16 protein-coding genes are annotated in these 20,979 nt (G+C 73.3%); 7 read left to right on the top strand and 9 right to left on the bottom strand.

All coding sequences use genetic code 11. The annotated features are described in order from the left end of the window. Window positions 1-34: 34 nt before the first annotated feature. Complete coding sequence (locus ACSMXO_RS39355) at window positions 35-1,672, bottom strand: ABC-F family ATP-binding cassette domain-containing protein (protein ID WP_455415829.1); 1,638 nt, start codon at window positions 1,670-1,672, stop codon at window positions 35-37. Window positions 1,673-1,803: 131 nt separating this feature from the next. Here ACSMXO_RS39355 and ACSMXO_RS39350 point away from each other — a divergent pair, with 131 nt between their 5' ends. The 5 genes from ACSMXO_RS39350 to ACSMXO_RS39330 all read left to right on the top strand — a co-directional run bounded on the left by ACSMXO_RS39350 (window position 1,804) and on the right by ACSMXO_RS39330 (window position 5,474). Beyond that, window positions 1,804-2,991: an RNA-guided endonuclease InsQ/TnpB family protein gene (locus ACSMXO_RS39350; protein WP_455415828.1), complete on the top strand. Its 1,188-nt coding sequence runs from the start codon at window positions 1,804-1,806 to the stop codon at window positions 2,989-2,991. Window positions 2,992-3,055: 64 nt separating this feature from the next. Beyond that, a complete protein-coding gene (locus tag ACSMXO_RS39345; protein WP_346257258.1) occupies window positions 3,056-3,814 on the top strand; it encodes an ROK family protein in 759 nt (252 codons plus the stop codon). 262 nt (window positions 3,815-4,076) lie between these two features. Beyond that, window positions 4,077-4,445, top strand: a complete 369-nt coding sequence (locus tag ACSMXO_RS39340) for a tetratricopeptide repeat protein (protein ID WP_346257259.1) — start codon at window positions 4,077-4,079, stop codon at window positions 4,443-4,445. 64 nt (window positions 4,446-4,509) lie between these two features. Continuing rightward, on the top strand, window positions 4,510-4,764 hold the full coding sequence (locus ACSMXO_RS39335; RefSeq protein ID WP_130461848.1) for a Smr/MutS family protein: 255 nt from the start codon (window positions 4,510-4,512) through the stop codon (window positions 4,762-4,764). A 140-nt stretch (window positions 4,765-4,904) separates the two neighbouring features. Then, window positions 4,905-5,474, top strand: coding sequence for a dihydrofolate reductase family protein (locus ACSMXO_RS39330; RefSeq protein ID WP_455415827.1), 570 nt, complete (start codon window positions 4,905-4,907; stop codon window positions 5,472-5,474). Window positions 5,475-5,491: 17 nt separating this feature from the next. Here the strand turns inward: ACSMXO_RS39330 and ACSMXO_RS39325 are convergent, their stop codons facing one another. From ACSMXO_RS39325 to ACSMXO_RS39305, 5 genes are all read right to left on the bottom strand, one after another. Continuing rightward, window positions 5,492-8,704, bottom strand: coding sequence for a BTAD domain-containing putative transcriptional regulator (locus ACSMXO_RS39325; protein WP_455415826.1), 3,213 nt, complete (start codon window positions 8,702-8,704; stop codon window positions 5,492-5,494). 105 nt (window positions 8,705-8,809) lie between these two features. Continuing rightward, window positions 8,810-9,466: an HNH endonuclease family protein gene (locus tag ACSMXO_RS39320; protein ID WP_455415825.1), complete on the bottom strand. Its 657-nt coding sequence runs from the start codon at window positions 9,464-9,466 to the stop codon at window positions 8,810-8,812. 176 nt (window positions 9,467-9,642) lie between these two features. Then, window positions 9,643-10,032, bottom strand: a complete 390-nt coding sequence (locus tag ACSMXO_RS39315) for a hypothetical protein (RefSeq protein ID WP_346257262.1) — start codon at window positions 10,030-10,032, stop codon at window positions 9,643-9,645. Between the two features lie 88 nt (window positions 10,033-10,120). Continuing rightward, on the bottom strand, window positions 10,121-10,996 hold the full coding sequence (locus ACSMXO_RS39310) for a hypothetical protein (protein ID WP_455415824.1): 876 nt from the start codon (window positions 10,994-10,996) through the stop codon (window positions 10,121-10,123). 173 nt (window positions 10,997-11,169) lie between these two features. Then, window positions 11,170-12,126, bottom strand: coding sequence for an FAD-dependent oxidoreductase (locus tag ACSMXO_RS39305; RefSeq protein ID WP_346257264.1), 957 nt, complete (start codon window positions 12,124-12,126; stop codon window positions 11,170-11,172). Window positions 12,127-12,700: 574 nt separating this feature from the next. Between ACSMXO_RS39305 and ACSMXO_RS39300 the strand changes: the two genes are divergently transcribed. Beyond that, window positions 12,701-14,986 carry a glycoside hydrolase family 9 protein gene (locus ACSMXO_RS39300; RefSeq protein WP_455415823.1) on the top strand — a complete coding sequence of 762 codons (2,286 nt, stop codon included), beginning with the start codon at window positions 12,701-12,703 and terminating at the stop codon, window positions 14,984-14,986. A 134-nt stretch (window positions 14,987-15,120) separates the two neighbouring features. On the opposite strand, the gene ACSMXO_RS39295 is transcribed toward ACSMXO_RS39300, so the two are convergent. The 3 genes from ACSMXO_RS39295 to ACSMXO_RS39285 are packed head-to-tail and all read right to left on the bottom strand — an operon-like array spanning window position 15,121 to window position 20,448. Next, window positions 15,121-17,352, bottom strand: coding sequence for a bifunctional polysaccharide deacetylase/glycosyltransferase family 2 protein (locus tag ACSMXO_RS39295; RefSeq protein ID WP_455415822.1), 2,232 nt, complete (start codon window positions 17,350-17,352; stop codon window positions 15,121-15,123). A 3-nt stretch (window positions 17,353-17,355) separates the two neighbouring features. Next, on the bottom strand, window positions 17,356-17,997 hold the full coding sequence (locus ACSMXO_RS39290; protein WP_455415821.1) for a hypothetical protein: 642 nt from the start codon (window positions 17,995-17,997) through the stop codon (window positions 17,356-17,358). A gap of 60 nt (window positions 17,998-18,057) precedes the next feature. After that, a complete protein-coding gene (locus tag ACSMXO_RS39285; RefSeq protein ID WP_455415820.1) occupies window positions 18,058-20,448 on the bottom strand; it encodes a M28 family peptidase in 2,391 nt (796 codons plus the stop codon). Between the two features lie 159 nt (window positions 20,449-20,607). On the opposite strand from ACSMXO_RS39285, the gene ACSMXO_RS39280 reads away from it, so the two are divergent. Further along, a complete protein-coding gene (locus ACSMXO_RS39280; RefSeq protein ID WP_455415819.1) occupies window positions 20,608-20,970 on the top strand; it encodes a hypothetical protein in 363 nt (120 codons plus the stop codon). The last annotated feature ends 9 nt before the right edge of the window (window positions 20,971-20,979 follow it).

Raw genomic sequence — 20,979 nt, 5'->3', positions numbered from 1 at the left:
GCGGAAGAAACAGCCGTCGATGCCGGCGCGGCGGTCAGGACTCGGTGACCCGGCCGGCGTCGACCCGGACGTGCCGGGTGGCCCGGAGCGTCTCCAGCATCCGGCGGTCGTGGGTGACCAGCAGCAGCGTTCCCGGGTACGACTCCAGCGCCGATTCGAGCTGCTCGATCGCCGGCAGGTCGAGATGGTTGGTGGGCTCGTCCAGGACCAGCAGGTTCACGCCCCGGGCCTGGAGCAGGGCCAGGGCCGCCCGGGTCCGCTCACCCGGCGAGAGGGTGTCGGCGGGCCGCAGTACGTGCGCCGCGCGCAGCCCGAACTTGGCCAGCAGGGTCCGCACGTCGGCCGGCACCAGGTCCGGTACGGCGGCGCCGAAGGCGTCCAGCAGGGGCTGCCCGCCGACGAAGAGTCCCCGGGCCTGGTCGACCTCGCCGACCACCACGCCGGGGCCGAGCGACGCGTGCCCGGTGTCCAGCGGCAGCCGACCCAGCAGGGCCGCCAGCAGAGTCGACTTCCCCGAGCCGTTGGCGCCGGTGATCACCATCCGGTCGGCCCAGTCCACCTGGAGGTCGACCGGGCCGAGGGTGAAGTCGCCACGCCGGACGACCGCGCCGCGCAGCGCGGCCACCACCGCACCGGCCCGGGGCGCGGCGGCGATCTCCATCTTGAGCTGCCACTCCTTGCGCGGCTCCTCGACCACGTCCAGCCGCTCGATCAGCCGTTCGGTCTGCCGGGCCTTGGCCGCCTGCTTCTCGGTCGCCTCGGTGCGGAACTTCCGGCCGATCTTGTCGTTGTCGGACGCCTTCCGCCGGGCGTTCTTGACACCCTTCTCCATCCAGGCCCGCTGGGACCGGGCCCGGGCCTCCAGCGCGGCGCGGGTGTCGGCGTACTCCTCGTAGTCGGCGCGGGCGTGCCGGCGGGCCACCTCGCGCTCCTCCAGGTAGGCCGCGTAGCCGCCGCCGTAGTGCCGCACCTGCTGCTGGTGCAGGTCGAGTTCGAGGACCCGGGTCACCGTCCGGGTCAGGAACTCGCGGTCGTGGCTGACCAGCACCGTGCCGGCGCGCAGCCCGGTGACGAACTCCTCCAGCCGGGCCAGCCCGGCCAGGTCGAGATCGTTGGTCGGCTCGTCCAGCAGGAAGATGTCATAGCGGCTGAGCAGCAGCGACGCCAGCCCGGCCCGGGCCGCCTGGCCGCCGGAGAGCGCCGTCATCGGCTGTTCCAGGTCGACCGCCAGGCCCAGCTCGGCGGCGATCTGGTCGGCCCGTTCGGCCAGGTCGGCGCCGCCGAGGGCGAGCCAGCGCTCCAGCGCGGTCGCGTACCGGTCGTCGGCTCCGGCGACCCCGTCGGTCAGCGCCTCGGTCGCCGCGTCGAGTTCGGCCTGCGCGGCGGCCACCCCGGTGCGCCGGCCGAGGAACGCCCGGACCGTTTCGCCGGGCCGCCGGTCGGGCTCCTGCGGCAGGTGGCCGATGGTCGCCGACGGCGGGTTGAGGGCCAGGGTGCCGTGTTCGAGCGGTTGCAGCCCGGCCAGGGTACGCAGCAGCGTCGACTTGCCCGCGCCGTTGGCCCCGACGACTCCGACCACGTCACCGGGGGCGACGACGAGTTCGAGGTCGGCGAAGAGCACCCGGTCGCCGTGTCCGGCGGCGAGGTCCTTGGCGATCAGCGTGGCGCTCATGATGAGCCGCCCGGGAAACCCCTGGCTTTGGCCCTGGGGAGGAGTGGGCGGTCAGGCGTGGTGGTGATTGCGAGTATGGCGTCGACTCCTCTGCGGGCGAACTGTCGGATGCGGCTGAGATGCTTGCGGGCGTGACGCTGCGGTACACCTACCGGTTGCGCCCTGGCGCGACCGCGGAGGCCGTGCTGTTGGCGGAGTGGGGGCGGTGTCGCTGGTTGTGGAACGAGGCCGTCCACCAGCAGAAGTCGGGCCGTAGGCCGACCTTCGGCAAGTTGTCGAAGCTGCTGACCGAGGCGCGGGCCCGCTCGTCGTGGTTGCGGGACGGGTCTCAGGTCGCGCAGCAGCAGACGCTGCGTACCTACGCTCGCGCCCTCCAGCACTCCTTCAAGGTGAAGGGACGGGGCCGGCCGAGGCCGAAGCGACGTAAGGACGCCCGGCCCAGCCTGGAATACACCACGCGTGGGTTCTCGATCCGTGACCGTCGGCTGCGGCTGCCCGGCGGCGTCACCATTCCGGTCGTCTGGTCCCGCGAACTGCCGTCCGACCCGACCAGCGTCCGCGTCTACCAGGACTCGATCGGGCACTGGTACGCCTCCTTCGTCGTGCGCCGTGAGGCTGTCGCCGCCCCCGTTGCTGAGGGTGCGATCGGTGTCGACTGGGGTGTCACGACGACCGCGACCACGACCGATGCTGCCTACGACCTGCCGTACCTCGGCCACCGGAAACGGTGCGCCGCCGAACTGGCCAAACTCCAGCGGCGGATGGCCCGCCGTCGGCGATCGAAGGGTGTCACGCCGTCGAACGGCTACCTGCGGGCCAAGCGGCAGGCGGCGAAGCTGGCGAAGAAGGCGGCCCGGCAGAACACCCACGACGCCCGGATCTGGGCGAAGAAGATCGTCGACAACCACGCCCTGATCGCCGTCGAGGACTTCAAGCCGACATTCCTGACCAAGTCCCGGATGGCCCGTAAGGCCGCTGATGCGGCGATCGGGGCGGCGAAGCGGGAGCTGGTCGACCGTGGCACGCGGGCGGGCCGGAAGGTGGTGCTGGTGCCGCCCGCCTATACCACGATGACCTGCTCGCAGTGCGGTACGAGAGCCAAGCACCGCCTCGGGCTGGGTGTCAGAGTCTTCCGGTGCGACACCTGCGGACACACCGCCTGCCGCGACCGGAACGCCGCGAGGACCATCCTCGCCACGGCAGAACGTGACCGTGCTGGTGCCGACGACGTGAGACATGCGATCACCTCCTTCCGGAAGGTCGGTCGGGTGCAGCCCGAGCCAGAAATCCCCCGGCTTCCAACCGTGGGGAAGCGTTAAGAGACTTCAGATGCTATCCGCCCGTCCGGGTGCGCCCCGGCGGTGGAGTAGCAGACTGATCCCTGTGATGACCACGTTGGCGATCGACTGCGGCGGCGGTGGGATCAAGGCGTCCGTACTCGACGACGCCGGCACGATGCGCACCCGGCCGCTCCGGGTACCGACCCCGTACCCGTTGCCGACCGCGCTCTTCGTCAAGACGCTGCTCGCGCTCGCCGGCCGGCTGCCGGCGGCCGACCGGGTCACCGTGGGGATGCCCGGGATGCTCCGGCACGGCGTCGTGGTGGCCACCCCGCACTACGTCACCCGGGCCGGGCCGCGCACCAAGCCGGACCCGGACCTGGTCGCCGAGTGGTCGGGCTTCGACGTGCGCAGCGCGCTCACCGACGCGTTCGGGCTCCCGACGCTGGTGCTCAACGACGCCGAGGTGCACGGCGCCGGGGTGGTCGCCGGGACCGGGCTGGAGCTGGTGCTGACCCTCGGCACCGGGCTGGGCTGCGCGCTCTTCGACGGGGGGCTGCTCGCCCCGCACCTGGAGCTGTCGCAGGCGCCGGTCCGGTGGGGGATGAGCTACGACACCTACATCGGCGAGCACGAGCGGCGCCGGCTCGGCGACGCGTTCTGGTCGCGCCGGGTCCGGGGCGTGGTGGACGGGCTGCGCCCGGTCTTCCTCTGGGACCGGCTCTATCTGGGCGGTGGCAACTCCCGGCTGGTCCGCCCGGAGCAGCTCGCCCGGATGGGCGACGACGTGGTGGTGGTGCCGAACAGCGCGGGCATCATCGGCGGGGTACGCGCCTGGGAGCTGCGCTCCCACCGGGCCTGACCGGCCCCCGCTCACCCCGGCACTGCAGCGGAGGAAGTCGGCCTCCCCCGAGCCGGCACCGGGCCCGCTGGCCGGTATATGCCCGAAGAGCGTGATACCGCCCTGTCATCACGACGACAGGGCGGTATCACCGGTGAGCCGAACTGCCCGCCCTCCTCGGCGGCCGTCGCCGTCACGATCCCGTCGATCGGAACAGTCGCGGTACTGGCGGTGTTGTGCCAGCGTCGGGGGGAAGTAGACGCGACACGAGGAGGTGGGTCTAGTGGATCTTCTGGCCGAATACCGGCGGGCGACCATGTACTTCGAGACCGGGGACCCGTCCGGAGCTGCCCGGTTGCTGGAGCCCATTGTCGAGGCCGAGCCCGACAACGCCTCCGTACGGCAGTTGCTCGCCCGCGCGTACTTCCAGTCGGCGCAGCTCGCCCGGGCCGAGGAGCAACTGCGCACGCTGGTGCACCGCGACCCGAGCGACCACTACGCGCACCACGTGCTGGGCCGCACCCTGGAACGGGTCGGCCGCCCGGAGGAAGCCCTCCGGCACCTCCGGATCGCCGCCGCGATGTACGCGGAGAACGACGACTACCGGATCGCCCTGGAGCGCGTCGAGACCCGGGTCGGCGGTCGGCGGTGATCGCCGCCCGGCCGCTCCGCCTACGATCGGGTGCCATGGACGCTGCCCGGCCGGTGACCCGCCGATGAAGCTCAAGCTCGACCTGCACGACATCTTCAACCGTGGCCACGACATCGACCGTGCGCTGCGCGGGATCATGGACGAGGCGGTGGCGAAGAAGGCCACCATGGTCGAGATCATCCCGGGCAAGGGGTCGGGGCAGCTCAAGAAGCGGGTGCTGCGCTTCCTCGACCAGAAGGAGATCAAGCAGCTCTACCACCGGGTCGAGAAGGACTCCAAGAACTTCGGCCGGCTCTTCGTTCACTTCCGCTGGAAATAGCCGGGCGCCGACCCTGTCTCCGGGCCGGCGGGCCACCGTAGGGGCCGGCGGAAGGAAATCGTAAGGCGTGGGCGGCAGAGTGTGGTCATCAGGCGGGCGGCAACGAGGAACGCCGGCAGAGACCACAGGGAGCAGAGACCATGCGCAAGCTCATCGAGTCGACCTTCGTTTCGCTGGACGGCGTCATCGACGACACCCGCCCGTCCACGGCATCCCGGGCGGAGCCGCAGCACTGGGGCCACCCGTACTGGGACGCCGACCACGCCGGCTACGCCCAGAAGCTGATGGACTCGGCGGACGCCCTGCTGCTGGGCCGGGTGACGTACGAGGGATTCGCCGAGGCGTGGTCGGCCCGGGCCGGCGACCCGGACGCCGACGTGATGAACGCGATGCCGAAGTACGTCGCCTCGCGCACCCTGACCGAGACCACCTGGAACGCCTCCCTGATCAAGGGTGACGTGGCCGAGGAGGTCGCGAAGCTGAAGGAGCAGCCGGGCCGGAACATCCTGAAGTGGGGCACCGGCGAGCTGGACCGGACGCTGGTGCAGCACGGCCTGGTCGACGAGTTCCACTTCTGGTACTTCCCGGTGATCGTCGGTGCCGGCAAGCACCTCTTCGAGGGCGCCGGCTTCGACACCACGCACCTGTCGCTGGCCGACGTGGACCGGTTCGACTCCGGCATCGCCGTGCACATCTACGTACCCAAGTAGGCCCCGCGATCACCCGGTCAGGCCCGGTCCCCGTCCGCCAGGGACCGGGCCTGAGCCGTGCCGAGGGCACCGCCGCGGGCGAACAGGGCGGCGAAGTCCGGCCCCGCGGCGGCCTGGACCGCCGCCGTGAGCTGGTCCAGCTCGGCCCGGTCGAAGTCGGAGATCTGGTAGTCGGACTCCCGCCGGGCGGCGTCGGCCGCGCCGAGCAGTTGCCCGGCCAGGTCGGCCCGCCCGTCCCGGAGCAGCCCGTCGGCCATGCCCTCCAGCGCCGACGCCATCTCCGGCACCGACTCCTGGTCCCGGGCCACGTCGAACGCCTCCCGGTGCCAGGCCAGCGCCGCCGCCGGCTCGCCGCGCTGCCCGGCCAGCCGGCCCAGCTCGGTCAGCACCATCGCCAGGTACGGCGGGTGCGCGTCCCCGGTCTGCTGCTGCCGGCCCGAGGCGAGCAGCCAGCGCAGGTGCTCGTCGGCCCGGTCGAGCCGGCCGTCCCGGCGCGCGGCGAAGGCCAGTGTGATCGTGGCGAAGACCTCGCCGGACCGCTGCCCCTGCTCGGCGGCGAGCCGTCGCGCCTGCTCCGCGTGCTCCAGCGCGCCCGGGTAGTCGCCGAGCTGCACCGAGATCCAGCCCAGCCAGGCCAGCCGTCCGGGCACCTCGGACCGGAGTCCCAGCTCCTCGGCGATCCGCAGGCCCTCCTGGCTCAGCCGGGCGGCCTCGGCCCGGTCGCCGGTCAGGTCCGCCAGGCCGATCAGCCAGTCGGTCGCCTGGAGCGCTCCCCAGTCGTCGCCCAGCTCCCCGAAGAGTTCGGCGCTGCGCCGGGCGTCGGCTTCCAGCGCGGCCGAGTCGGACCGCATGTGCGCGAGCATCGCCCGGAGGCTCAGCACCGCCGCCTCGCCCCACCGGTCGCCGGCGGACCGGAACGTGTCCAGCGCCCGCGCCAGCAGCTCGCCGGTGGCGGCCGCGTCACCGAAGTCGATCATCGAGCTGGCCAGGAACCACTCGGCCCGGGCCCGGCCGAGCGGGTCCGCCACCTTGTCGTAGCCGCGCAGCGCCTCCGCCGCCAGCTCCGGACCGGCCTGGCCCTGCCGGATCGCCAGGCCGGCGTGCCAGGCAACGGCTGCGGCCCGGACCACGTCCGGCGCCGCACCGGGTACGGCCAGCGCGCCGGCCAGGGCCCGGCGGGCCTCGGTGAGCCGCCCGCGCAGGAACCGGTACCAGACCAGGGCAGTGGCCAACCGCAACGCCGGCTCGGCCGCGCCCTCGCGCCGGTACGTCTCCAGCGCTGCCCGCAGGTTCGCGCCCTCGTCGTCCAGCCGGCGCAGCCGCTCCCGCTGGCCGGGCCCGCGCAGTTCCCGGTCGGCCCGCTCGGCGAGCGCCAGGTAGTGGTCGGCGTGCCGGCGCCGCAGCGCCCCCTCCTCGCCAGCCTCCCGCAGCCGGTCCAGGCAGTACGCGGAGACCGACTCCAGCAGCCGGAACCGGGGCCCGGCACCGCCGGTCGACGCGGTGGCGCGTACCACCAGGGAACGGTCGACCAGCCCGGCCAGCAGGTCCAGCACCTCACCGGTCGCCACCCCGTCCCCGGCGCAGACCGCCTCGGCGGCGGCCAGCGTGCAGCCGCCGGAGTGCACCGCCAGCCGGCGCAGTACCGCCCGCTCCGGCTCGGTCAGCAGCCGCCAGCTCCAGTCGATCACGGCGGCCAGGGTGCGCTGCCGGGCCGGCGCGTCACGCGGCCCGGTGGCCAGCAGCCCGAACCGGTCCTGCGGCACCCGCAACCGGGCCGCCAGCTCGGCCACGCCAAGCACCGGCACCCGGGTCGCGGCCAACTCCAGCGCCAGCGGGATGCCGTCCAACCGCCGGCACACCTCCGCCACCCCGGCGACGGTCTCCGGTGTCGCCGGCAAGCCGGCTCGGGCCAGGAACAGCCGTACGGCGGACGACCGGGCCAGCCGGTCCGGGTCGTCCGTGTCGGGGAGGTCCAGCGGCGGCAGCTCCCAGCGGGCCTCGCCACGCAGCCGCAGCGGTTCCCGGCTGGTGGCCAGCACCGCCAGCCCGGGTGCGGCCGGCAGCAGGTCGCCGACCAGCCCGGCGACCGGCTCGACGACGTGCTCGCAGTTGTCCAGCACCAGCAGGGTCCGCCGCTCCCGCAGCACGGCCGCGAGCCGCTCGCCCGCCGGCTCGGCGGCACCGGGGGCGTCCGGAATGGACAGTGCGGAGAGGACCAGCTCGGCCGGGTCGCCCAGCCCGTCCCAGGTGGTCAGGTCGACCAGCCAGACCCCGTCCGGGTACGCCTCGACCACCGCCCGCGCGACCGCGAGCGCCACGGTCGTCTTGCCCACCCCGCCCGGCCCGGTCAGCGTGACCAGCCGGCCGGCGGCCAGCAGCTCCCGGACCCGCCGTACGGCATGGTCCCGCCCGATCAGCTCGGTCACCGGTGCCGGCAGGGCCACCCCGGCCGGCAGCCGCCGCCGGGCCGGTGCGCGCGGGTCCTCGGCCGGGTCACCGGCCAGGATCGCCCGGTGCAGCGACGCCAACTCCGGCCCCGGATCGAGGCCCAGTTCGTCGGCGAGGCTGCGCCGCAGCTCCTGGAAGCTGTCCAGCGCCTCGCCCGTCCGGCCGGACCGGTGCAGGGCCCGCAGGTGGGCCGCCCGCAGCCGCTCCCGGTACGGATGCCGGGCCACCTGCTCGGCCAGCTCGCCGACGAGTTCACCATGCTCGCCCAGCTCCAGCCGCGCCTCCGCGTACGCCTCCACGGCGGTCAGCCGCTGCTCCTCCCAGCGGGCCACGGCAGTACGGGCGAACTCCTCGTCGGCGAAGTCGGCCAGGGCGTCCCCCCGCCATAGCGCCAGCGCGTCGGCGAGCAGCCCGGCCCGGGTACGCGGGTCGTCGGCCTCCTGTGCCTGCCCGACCAGCGCCGCGAAGGTCGCCGCGTCCACCGCGTCGGGGTCGGCCCGCAGCTCGTACCCGGGCGCCTGCGAGACCACCAGGTCCCGGGCGTTCGGCTCGGCCCCGGCCAGTGCCCGGCGCAGTTGCGAGACCCGTACGTGCAGCGCGGCGGTGGGGTCGGCCGGCGCCGCCGTCCCCCACAGGTCCTCGACCAGCCGGTCCACCGAGACCGGGCGGCCCGGAGAGATCAGCAGGTCGGCCAGGAGGGCCCGGACCTTCCGGCCCGGGATCGTGACCGGCTCACCGTGGTCGGTCCAGACGGCCAGCGGCCCCAACACCCCGAATCGCACCGACCCAGGCTACGGATGACAGCCGGAGGCGAGCCTGACGGGGCCCGAAACCGGCCGGTCCCGAGCGGAGTGCTCGGGACCGGCCGGCTCGGCTGGGACGTCGGATCAGGAGGAGCAGGTGTTCAGCATCGTCTGCAACGCGCTCTTCTCCGCCGACTGCAACCGGAGACCCCAGTTGTACTTGGTCCGGATCCACATCTTGGCGTACGTGCAGTGGTAGGCGGTGCGGCTCGGCTTCCAGGTGGACGGGTCCTGGTCGCCCTTGGCCTGGTTCACGTTGTCGGTCACCGCGATCAACTGCGGCCCGCTGAGGTCATTGGCGAACGACTGCCGGCGGCTGGTCGTCCACGAGCTGGCCCCGGAGCGCCACGCCTCGGCGAGCGGCACGATGTGGTCGATATCGACGTCGGCCGGGTTGGTCCAGGTCGCCCCGTCGTACGGGCTGTACCAGCTTCCCGAGGTCGGGTAGCAGGAGCTGTCCACGCCCACTCCGCTGCCGTCCCGCCGCAGCACCGTCTCCCGGGTGTTGCAGGCGCCGCTGATGGTGATCCAGTGCGGGAACAGGTCGCGGCTGTAGCCGGTCATCGAGTCCTGGGCGGCGACGGTCAGCGCGTTCAGGTTCGACTGGGCGGTGGCCTTGGACGGGATGCCGGGCGGGGTGGCGCCGGCCGGGGACGCGACCAGCAGGGACGCGGCGATCGCCGCGGTGGCGGCGGTGGCGGTGAGGGTCAGCCGGATACGGCGACGTCGGATGTGCGGCACGGATGCCTCCCGAGGCTCTGGGGGTACGGGAGGGATCAACGTAACTGATCATCGTGACCGGACCGCCACGGTCACGTAACCGGCCATCGACGCGCGCCGTAATCCCGGGCGCTGATGCCGGGCGGCGGGCCCGTCCGGTCCGGGACGGGCCGCGCCCCGGCGCCGACCCTGGTCGGTCAGGCCGGCTGGCTGGTGGTGGGGGTGGGCTGGCGGGGCGTCGCGTTGCTGGTCCCGTTGCTGGAGACCGCCGGAGCCGCACCGACGCCGAGCACGGTCAGCGCGGCCAGCAGCAGCGCGATCCACTCGTTCGAGTCCAGTCCACCGAGGATCACCGTGGCCAGTACCTGGAGCACACTCAGCACCACGGCGACGGCGGTCTTGCCCCACCGGTACTGCGGAGTCAGCGGCACCAGGTAGACACCGATCGCGGTCGCGGCGGCGATCGCGATCTGCACCGCCTCGTCCGGCTCGATGCGCTGGTCTCCGGAGAGCGCGCCGTACGCGACCGTGAGCGCCGCCCCGGCGACGGCGGCGAGGGCCTTGCCGTACTTGCGGATCATGTTCATCTTCCTGCGCCTTCCCCGCGACCGATGGACCGGACACGGACACAATGATCTGTCCTGTCCAGATGCTGTAACAGCGGATCCGCACCTGTCAGTCGGACATCTGCGGTTTTGCGGTCGGATCTCCGGCTGGTACCGCCGGGGAGAGCGGCGCCGCCAGGTCGATCGACCGCTGCGGGGGTACGCCTAGCCCGGGTCCCGCTGTCCGGGCCGGTCCCGGGGGGTTGTGGCCGACCGACGGGAAGATGTGGTGACCGGCCAGGAACGACCGCTCCCAGAGATCGTCCAGGACGCGGCCGTCCTCGTCGCTCACGTCCTGACCGGTCGAGGGCACCAGGGCGCTGGTGCTCCAGATGCACCGGGTCACCATGTCTTCGCCGTCCCAGGAGCGCAGCAGCGCGAATCCGGGCCGGACCCGCCGGAACACCTCGGTGAAGAACGGGGTGATCGCGACGATCGGTCCTTCGGTGCTGCCCTCTTCCGGCGACTCGACCAGGATCAGCCGGTCGCCCCGGATGGCCGCCTCGCTCCGGTACCGCTGGTCGCCGTTCGGGTCGGTGTCGGCGATGTTCAGCACGATGGAGCCGGGTGTACCGGTCTGCTCGAAGTGATAGTCGGTGTGCCGCCAGCGGAACCGGCCGCCCCGCTTCGTCAGGTGGTAGTAGTGCCAGTGCCGCCGGATCGGGGACAGGGCCGCCTCCGTCGAGCGCAGTCGCACGTCGAGCGAGTGGGCGAGCATCTCGCGGACCGCGAGCAACGTGTCGCGGCCGTCGCCCGAGGCGACGTAGAGGCTGGTCGCGGCGCCGACGATGGCGCCACCGAACGCCGCGAGCGCGCCGGCGATGATCTGAAAGATCTGCTCCTTGCCGCTGGTCTGGAGATAGACCCCGAATGCGGTGGTGGCGAGGCCGAGCGCGGTGAGGAGCCAGAGTGGAGTACTGCCGAGAGAGCGTCTTCTGCTGGTCACACGACCTCCCGTCGAATGGTCTCGAATCTCCCTGGCGGGCTGCCGGCAGATGGCGGGGGACCGGGGTGCGGGAAACGCGAAGCCGTCGGCGGTGACGGGTGCGACGAACTTTCAGAATAGCTCGGGTGGTCCCGAGGGCCGTCCGGCTCGGAGCGGCCGCTGACCGTCTCCGGTCAGACCAGCCCGCTCAGCGCCAGCACCTCGTCGGCGCATCCCCAGGAAAGGGCGAGCCCCGAGCCGCCGTGACCGTAGTTGTGGATGAGGAGATTGCCGTCGACATGATCGCGTTCGATCCGTACGCTCGGCCGGCTCGGTCGCAGCCCGACCAGGACGCGCCGGATCTGGGCGGAGCGGAGCAGCGGCTCGACGGCGGCACAGCGTTCGACGATCGCCGCTGCCCGGACGGGATCCGGCGTGAGATCTTCCGAGCCGGGGGTCGCACTGCCGCCGAGTACGACGTGACTGCCGTGCGGCAGGATGTACGTCATGTCCTCGTGTTCGGCCCAGTCCTGGAAGAACGTTTCTATTCCCGGATTGTCGACCACCACCAGTTGGCCCCGGGTGGGGAAGACCTGGTCGTCCGGGACCAGATAGCGGGCGCCGAGTCCGGTGCAATTCACCAGTACGCCGGCGGCGCCGACGAGTTCCTTGAATGAGGCGACAGTGCCGATTTCTATAGTGCCGCCCCGGTCGATCAGGCGCCCGGTGAGGTATTCCAGATATGCCGGCATGTTCACCAGTGGACTGGTGTAACGCCAGCCGCTGACGTAGCCGGGCGGTAGCTGGTCGGCGGGGCAGAGTTCGAAGTCGTTCAGGTCGCGGACGCAGGCCGGCGGCTCCAGTGGAAAGGGCGCCACCTCCAGACCACGGACGAGCCGGACGCCGGACGACGGGTCCTCGGCGATCTTCTCCAGAGTCAGCCGGGTCTGCTCGCTCCAGTGCAGGACGCGTTCGTCGGTCAACTCGTACGGCCCCCAGCTCGCCCCGGCGGACGCGGAGGTGGTCTCCTGCGGCGGCCGGGCGGCCCGGATCCGGACCGAGAGTCCCGCCTCGGCGAGCCGGACCGCGGTGGACAGTCCGATGACGCCCGCACCGATAACCAGAACGTCGGGTCGTCGGGATATCGCCATTAGGCCATATTAACGGAGGTCTTACCCGTCCAGTGCTCGCCTGCTGCCGGATGCCTGGTTGCGGCGGCGCGGGTCGGCGCCTCGACACCTCAATATGGATTCGCGGACGCCGGCGCCGGCTGGAAATTGCAGCGGTGAATGACCGTCGGTGGTGGAACTCCCCGTCACCTGCCCAGTCGAATTGGCGAAGACCAGGGAGTTCATTCGCTCACGATCTCCGGCGACTACCATCCGTGACCACAAGGCTTCGGGCGGTTGTCGAAGCCGCCCGTTCCGGGCCGGCGTGCCGCCGCGCCGGTACGTGCCGGCCGAAGGGGTGTCGGTCGGTGGGCCGCTCGGTCGGCCGATCGGTCCGTCGTCCGGGGTGGACGGAGCCGGGCTGTCCCGCTTCGGTGGGATTTATCGTCGCCATCCGTCGCCGTGCTCCCAAGTGGCCGGTTGACAGGCAAGAAACTCGATGTCAATCTCCCGGTATTCCCGGACTGGGAGCGCTTCCATAGATTGTGGTTCACGCCGTACCACCCCTGCCCGGCGGTGCCGGCCACCGGTCACCGCGCCCACCGGAAGGAATGACGTGCTCAGACCCCGCTCGCCGCATACCGTTCCACTCGCCGCCGCCACCGTCGCGGCGCTGGCCGCCACCGTGCTGACCGCACCCGGCGCCGCGTCCGCCGCCGACGAGGCACCGGAACAGATCGTCAACGGCACCTTCGACAACGGCCACGCCCCCTGGTGGGGCACCGCCAACCTCACCCTCGACTCCAGCACCGGGCAGCTCTGCACCGAGGTGCCCGGCGGCACGGTCAACCCGTGGGACGTGATCATCGGTCAGGACAACGTCGCGCTGGTCGCCGGTGAGTCGTACGAGTTCCGGTTCTTCGGCCGGGCCACCCCGAACAAGGTCGGCCGGGCACTGGTGCAGTTGCCGGTCGACCCGTACACGCAGTACCTGTCGGCCAGCCCCGAGCTGAGCGTCTCCGGCAACGAGTACCGCTACACCTTCACCTCCCCGGTCGACCTGCCGAACGCCCAGGTCGCCTTCCAGCTCGGCGGCAGCGCCGAACCCTGGACGGTCTGCCTGGACGACATCTCGCTGACCGGCGGCGCCGAGCCGGACGTCTACGTCCCGGACACCGGCCCGCGGGTCCGGGTCAACCAGGTCGGCTACCTGCCGAAGGGGCCGAAGAACGCCACCGTGGTCACCGAGGCGACCGACCCGCTGCCGTTCCAGCTCCGCGACGGTGCCGGCCGGCTCGTCAAGCAGGGCCGGACGACGCCGCGCGGCCTGGACCGCTCCTCCGGGCAGCACGTGCACACCATCGACTTCGGGCACTTCACCCGCCCCGGCACCGGCTACACGCTGACCGCCGACGGCGAGACCAGCCGGCCGTTCGACATCGGCGCCGACTTCTACGAGCAGCTTCGTACCGACGCGCTGAAGTTCTACTACACCCAGCGCAGCGGCATCGAGATCTCCGACGCGCTGCGCCCCGGCTACGGCCGCCCGGCCGGACACGTCGGGGTGGCGCCCAACCAGGGCGACACGGCGGTGCCCTGCCAGCCCGGCGTCTGCGACTACACCCTGGACGTCTCCGGCGGCTGGTACGACGCCGGCGACCACGGCAAGTACGTGGTCAACGGTGGCATCTCGGTGCACCAGCTGATGAGCGAGTACGAGCGTTCGCTGCGGGCCGGCACCGGGCAGCCGTGGCGGCTCGGCGACCGCACGCTGAACCTGCCGGAGAGCGGCAACCGGGTGCCGGACATCCTGGACGAGGCGCGTTGGGAGCAGGAGTTCCTGCTCAGCATGCAGGTGCCGGCCGGAAAGCCGCTGGCCGGGATGGCTCACCACAAGATCCACGACGACTCGTGGACCGGGCTGCCGCTGCTGCCGCACCTCGACGACAAGCGGCGCGAACTGCACCCGCCGTCCACCGCCGCCACGCTCAACCTGGCCGCCACCGCCGCACAGGCGGCGCGGGTCTTCCGGCCGTACGACCGGCGGTTCGCCGAGCGGAATCTGACCGCCGCGAAGACGGCCTGGGCCGCCGCCAAGGCCAACCCCGAGCGGTACGCCGACCCGGCCGACGCCAACGGCGGCGGCGCGTACAACGACGCCGACGTCACCGACGAGTTCTACTGGGCCGCCGCCGAGCTCTACCTGAGCACCGGGGCGAAGGAGTACCGCGACTTCGTGCTCGCCTCGCCGCACCACACCGGCGACGTCTGGCGGGAGCGGGGGATGGACTGGGGCAACACCGCCGCGCTCGGCCGGCTGCAACTGGCGACGGTGCCGAACAACCTGCCGGACCGGGCCCGGGTACGCGCCTCGGTCGCCCAGGGCGCGGACCGCTACCTGGCCACGCTCCGGGCGCACCCGTACGGCATCCCGTACAACCCGTCGGACAACCTCTTCGACTGGGGCTCCAACAACCTGATCATCAACAACGCCATCGTGCTGGCCACCGCCTTCGACCTGACCGGCAAGGACCGCTACCGGGACGGGGTGTTGCAGACGATGGACTACATCCTCGGCCGCAACGCCCTGAACCAGTCGTACGTGACCGGCTACGGCGAGGTGGCCTCGCGCAACCAGCACAGCCGCTGGTACGCCCGCCAGCTCAACCCCGAGCTGCCCAACCCGCCCCGGGGCACCCTCTCCGGCGGCCCGAACTCGGCCATCCAGGACCCGGTCGCCCAGCAGAAACTGCGCGGCTGCGCGCCGCAGTTCTGCTACATCGACGACATCGAGTCCTGGGCGACGAACGAGCTGACCATCAACTGGAACGCGCCGCTCTCCTGGATCGCCGCCTTCATCGCCGACCAGGACAACGGCGACGCCCGCAACCACCGGCACTGAGCACCCGACGAGGACCGGCGTACCCGAGGCGGGTATGCCGGTCCGCTCCGGACCGGGCGAAGCCCCCGGTCGGCGGATCACCGCCGGCCGGGGGCCGCCCCACCGCACCTGGCCCGTTGTGGGTCGGTGGGTCCTCAACCCGGTCGGCCGGCGCGCACCCGCCGGTTCGACCGGTAGCTGTTCGGGTTTCCCGGCCAGCCCGGTGACCGGGCGACGGGGCCGGGGTCGACCAGCGCCGCCGCCTCGCCGGTCCGGACCATCCGGTGCCAGCGCAGCCGGCTGCCGAGCAGTGCGGTGACCGCCGACTGGACGACCACCAGATACATCAACTGCCGGTAGAGGAGCTGCTGCAACGGCAGGCTCCACAGCGGACCCAGCCGCTCACCGTCCAGCCGCAGCGCGTACGCCGCCGTCCCCGCCTGGACCAGCAGCAGGCCGAGCCAGGCCAGCACGAGATGGCTCCACGGCAGGAAGAAGAGCCCGTAGAGCGCGAACGCGTCGACCGCCGGACCGGCCAGCGGCAGCAGCACCTGGAAGACGGCGAGGTACGGCAGGGCACGCCGACCCAGCCGCCCACCCGGGCCGCGCTCCACCAGGGCGTGCCGGTGCTTCCACATCGCCTGCATGGTCCCGTAGCACCAGCGGTAGCGCTGCCGCCACAGTTGGCGCAGCGACCCGGGCGCCTCGGTCCAGGCGATGGCCCGCCCCTCGTACGGGACCCGCCAGCCGGCGCGCAGCACCGCCATGGTCAGGTCGGTGTCCTCGGCCAGGGTGTCCGCCGGAACGCCGCCCGCGTCCAGCAGGGCCTGCCGGCGGAAGGCGCCGATCGCGCCCGGGATGGTGGGCATGCAGCGCAGCACGTCGTACATCCGGCGGTCGAGGTTGAACCCGATGACGTACTCCAGGTGCTGCCAGCGGCCGAGCAGCCGGCGCCGGTTGGCCACCCGGGTGTTGCCGGAGATCGCCCCGACGGAGGGATCGGCGAAGCCCTGGACGAGCCGGTACACCGTGTCGGGCTGGAACACCGTGTCCCCGTCCACCAGCACCAGCAGGTCGGCCCGGGCGTGCCGGATGCCGGTGTTCAGCGCCGCCGGCTTGCCGGCGTTGGCCTGCCGGACCACCCGTACCCCGGGCAGCCGCATCCGTTCCACGACCCCGGCCGTGTCGTCGGTGGAGCCGTCGTCCACCACGATCACCTCGATCGCCGGGTAGTCGCTGTTCACCAGGGACCACACCGTCGCGCCGATGTTGGCGGCCTCGTTGTACGCCGGCACGATCACCGTCACCGGGGCGTAGAACCGGCCGGCGGGTCGGGCCCGGTACCGGGCGCGGATCCGCCGCCGGTGCACCTCGGCGCAGACCACCTGGACCACCAGCCGGGCCAGGCCGAGCACCAGCGCCACGGCGAGCAGCCAGCTCATCGCGGTGGCCAGCCAGCCGGCGCCGGTCTGGGCGTACCGCAGGGCGGTGCCGCGCAGCCGGTCCCCGGTCGAGGCGGCGACGTCCGAGCGGGGCGTGCCGAGTCCTTCCGACACGGTGCTGAACCGGTAGCCCCGGGCGGTCAGCTCCGGTATCAGCCGGTCGAGCGCGGCGACGGTCTGGGACCGGTCCCCACCCCCGTCGTGCAGCAGTACGACCGCGCCCCGGCCGTCCGCCGGCCGCCGCTGCGGACCGGTCTGGCCGGCCGGCCGGCCCTCGGCGGCGGCGACGATGCGGTCGACACCCGGCCGGCGCCAGTCGACGGTGTCCCGGTCGGCGAGTACGGCGACATGGCCGGCCCGGGCCGCCGCCCGCAGGGCCCTGGCGTCGCGCGCGGTCAGGCTGCCCGGACCGGACGAGTACGGCGGCCGGAAGAGGATCGGGGACCGGCCGGTGGCCCCGGCGACGGCGCTGCGGGTGAGCTGGAGTTCCAGCTCCCGCCGCCAGTCCGGCAGGGCCGCCACGTCCGGGTGGGTGAAGGTGTGCGAGCCCAGCTCGTGGCCCTCGGCGAGGATCCGCCGGACCAGTTCCGGGTGCTCGTTGACCCGGGCGCCCACCACGAAGAACGTGGCGTGTGCCCGATGCCGGCGCAGCACGTCCAGGATCTCGGGGGTCCACCGCGGGTCCGGGCCGTCGTCGAAGGTCAGCGCGATCGTGCCGGCCGGCATCGAGCGGCTGACCGGGGTGGGACCGTCGAGCCGGAGGACCGGGCCGGCCCGGGTCAGCTCGTCGGGGGCCGGCGCCAGGTCCGGCGTGGCCCGCCCGGAGCCGCCTCCGGCGATCGCGACGTAACCGTTGAACGACAGCGCGGCGAGCAGCACCACGAGGCCGAGTACCAGCAGGAGCCAGTGTGCCCGGGGGTCCCGTCGCGCCACGTGCAGGGCCATCGGTCAGCCCTCCGCTGCCGGCGACCGGCGGGATTTGCCCGGCTTGTCGGTGCCGGCCGGATTCCCCGGTGACGGGTTGCGGTGCAGGTCACCCTGTCCAGGGCGATCGGTGGCCGTCGGCGCCCCGGCTGGTGCGGCCGGGCGGGCGGTCGGGTTCGCCGGACGGGCCGTGCCGGCCGGTGCCGGGGCTGTCCGCGCCGGCCCGCCGGTCGGGGTGGCCGGTGCGCTGGTCTCGGACCGGCCAGTCCCGGCCTCGTCCCGGAGGTGTCCGCCGCCCGCGTCCGGCCAACCCGGCACCGCGACCGACCCGCCGGTCAGCAGCCCGACCGCGAGCAGCCCGAGGCTGACCAGCAGACCGGCGCCGAGGGCGAGACCGGCGAGCACGGCGACCCGGCGCCGTCGACCGGTCCGGTCCACGAAGACCGGCCGGACCCGGGAGGCCAAGTGGCTCGGGGCGTTCGACTGACCCGGGCCGGTCGGCTGGAGGGGGATAGCCTGGCCGGGATCCCAGGTGGCGTTCCCACCGGCCGTCGTGGGGAGCCGACGGCCCAGCGGGTCCGGGTTCGATGGCGGCCGGACCCGCCCGTCGCGGGGCAGACGTTCGGCGACGGGCGGGTCGAGCCGGCGGGGATTCTGATTTCTCATCTCGTGCACTACAGCGCCGAATCCGCCGCCGGCGTCACATCCCCCGAACCGGAGATCGGCTCAGCGCGGGTAGGTCCGGGCCACCGCGACCAGTTCGGAGCTGTGCGATCCGACGATGCCGACGCCGGGCGGGCGCGGGCGGAAGCCGGGCAGTCCGGCGAGGCCGTCGCTGGCGTCCATCGCCCGCAGCCGTACCGGGCCGCTCCCGGTCGGACGGAGCCGCAACTCGATCTCGATCCCCTCGGCCGGCGGGGCGTGGAAGACCACACCGAACGGCTCCGGGCCGTCGACCCGGACCTCTCGATCGTCGATGCGGATTTCCCGGCCGGCGACCCGGGCCGAGACGACGGCGGCGGTTGCCGGGTCGACGTGCAGCGCGGCGAACCGTACCGGGCGCTGCGGGACCAGCCGGACACGCAGCGTACGGACGCCGGACCCGGTGACGTCGGAGAGCGGGTCGAGCCGCGGCGGGGGCAGGGCGGCCGGTTCGGCCGGGCCGGTGCGCAACTCCTCGTCCCCGAACACCGGGAAGGTGTCGCCGATCCGGGTCGGGCCGTCGACGTACTGGTCGGTCCAGGGCTGCGGGTCCGTCTCCTCGCTGAGCCAGCGGGCGGTACCGGTGTCGGCGTCCAGCGCGTACATCAGGTGGGTCGGCACCGGATGCGCGGCGTCGAACCGGTCGACCACCAGGCCGGTCCCGGCGCACAGCACGGCGCCGAGCAGCGCGGCCAGGGCCGGCAGCGCGCCGCGCCGCCGGGCCCGGAGCGCTGCCATCCCGCGCTGGCCGCCGGCCACCGGGTGCAGCAGGTCCACCACGGGCAGCGCGGCCAGTCCGAGCAGCACCGTGCAGAGCGCGCCGACTCCGCCCATCGCCATGCCGAGCGCCGGAAAGAGCAGTACGACGGTGGGGAGCAGCACGAGTACCCCGACCGCCGCGCCGGCGGTCACCGCGACCACCGCCCACGGGCCGTCCCGGCGTACGGCCAGGGCCACCAGTCCGGCCAGCACGCCGGCCAGGGCCGGCAGGGTGGTCAGGTACGCCCCGCCGGGGGCCACGGCGGCGAGCAGCACCCCGAGTACGGCCAGCCAGCCCAGCCCGCCGACGGCGAGTGCCGCCGGACCGGTACGCCGACGGGTCAGCGCGTACCAGCCGAACAGCACCGCGGCGGCGAGCGCCACCACGGCCAGCCGATACCACAGTGGACGGTACGGGTCGAGCAGCGTCGCGTAGCCCGGCCGGATCGCGGTGATCGCGGCCCAGAGCAGTTGCGCCCCGACCGGGGCGACCACGATCGGCAGCAGCGCCAGCCCGAACCCGGCGGCGAGCCGGGGCCACGACCCGCGCCCCCGCCGCCGGACGGCCCAGCCGAGTGCGACGACCCCGACCAGCGCCAGCAGCGCGAGCGGCAGGGTGAGCCAGCCGGGATACCGGGCCAGCCCGCCGGGCACCGGGAAGTACGTGGCGTCCCCGTCGGCATCCAGCCGGGTCAGGTCGACCGCGCCGAACTCCCGGGCCAGCCCGAGCGCGTTCGCCCCGTGCTGTTGCAGGCTGCCCCGGTCGACGCTGGCCGGGGTGTCCAGCGGGGTGTGGTAGATCGCGGCGCCGTCTATGTAGGCGGCGTTCAGCCCGGTGAAGCCGTGGTCGAGGAAGGCGGTGAAGTCGGTGTCGTTGGGCAGCAGCCGGTAGACCTCGACCGCGAACGAGGTCCCCACCGGGTACGGCGCGGCCCGGCCGAAGACCTCCACCAGGCCGGCGTTGCGCAGCGAGGTCTCGAACATGATCACTGGACCGGTGCTGCCCCGCGCCTCCAGGTTGAGCACCACGCCGCCGCCCTCGGCCAGTGGATGGTCGGCGGCGAACGCCGAGGCGCCGCAGAGGCAGGCCTCCTCGGCGTCGGTGAAGACCAGCACGATGTCGTTGCGCGGGCGTTCCCCCGAGGTCAGCGCGCGGGCCACCTCCAGCAGTGCCGAGGTGCCGGCCCCGTCGTCGTTGCCGCCCGGGCCGACCTGCACCGAGTCGTAGTGGGCGACCAGGAAGACCCGGCCGGTGGGGTCGGTGCCGGGGATCCGGGCGACCACGTTGCGTACCCGGGCCAGCGTCGCGCCGCCCGCGCCGCCGCTGAGCTGCCCCGCCTCCTCGGCGACGGTGTCCTGCAGCTCCGGGGTGAGACCGAGACCGCGCAGGGTGCTCTCCAGGTGACTGCGTACCCGCTCCGCGGCCGGGCTGCCGGCGGCGTGCGGCTCCGCCGCGACCGTCCGGAGGTGCTGGTACGCCCGCTCCGCGCTGAACTCGTCGGCCGGCGAGTCGAGACCGGCCGGGCGTGGCGTACCCACGCCGAGCACGGTGACCACCCCGACCGCCGCCAGCGCGGCCAGGGCCGCCAGCGCGGCCGGCAGCCGGCGTCGGGGTCGGGCCAGCGCCCGCTCGGAGGCGGGCAGGAGGGTGGTCACGGAGGGTGTGTCGGGCGGCGGCGGATCGACGGGGGAGTGGTGGTCAGGGGCGGGCACGGGTGCCTCCAGGGGTCGGCAGCGAATGCCATCATCGCGGTTGCGCCGGTCCCCGCCCGGCCGGGTCACCCTGCTGGCAGCCGGTCGCATAGCGTGATACGCATGTCCACGTACCGAGTGACCGATCCCGTCGCCGTGTTGCGCGATTTCGTCGCGCGGGTGGCGCCGTACGACCCCGAGCCGGATGCCGCTCCGGTCGGCGTCGTCGATGTCCGGTCCGCCGGAGAGGCCGGGACGGTCCCGCTCACCCCGCACCTGGCCCGGGCCCTGGCCGAGGCGCTGGCCGGCTACCGGGACCCGGCCGACCGGGGCCGCTGCGCGGGGTGCGGTGGCCGGCAGCTGGACGAGAACCTGCACTGCCTCGACTGCGGGCGGCTGCACGGGGTGCTCGGTGAGGTGATCGCGCGCCAGGCGGAACAGGTGCGGCTGCGGGACGGGGCCGGCTCGGCGGAAACTCCGCGGTGACGCCGTGGC

The sequence above is a fragment of the Plantactinospora sp. DSM 117369 genome (assembly GCF_053764795.1).
Note: the sequence above shows the minus strand (reverse complement) of the source record. Positions and strands in the feature narration are given on the sequence as shown.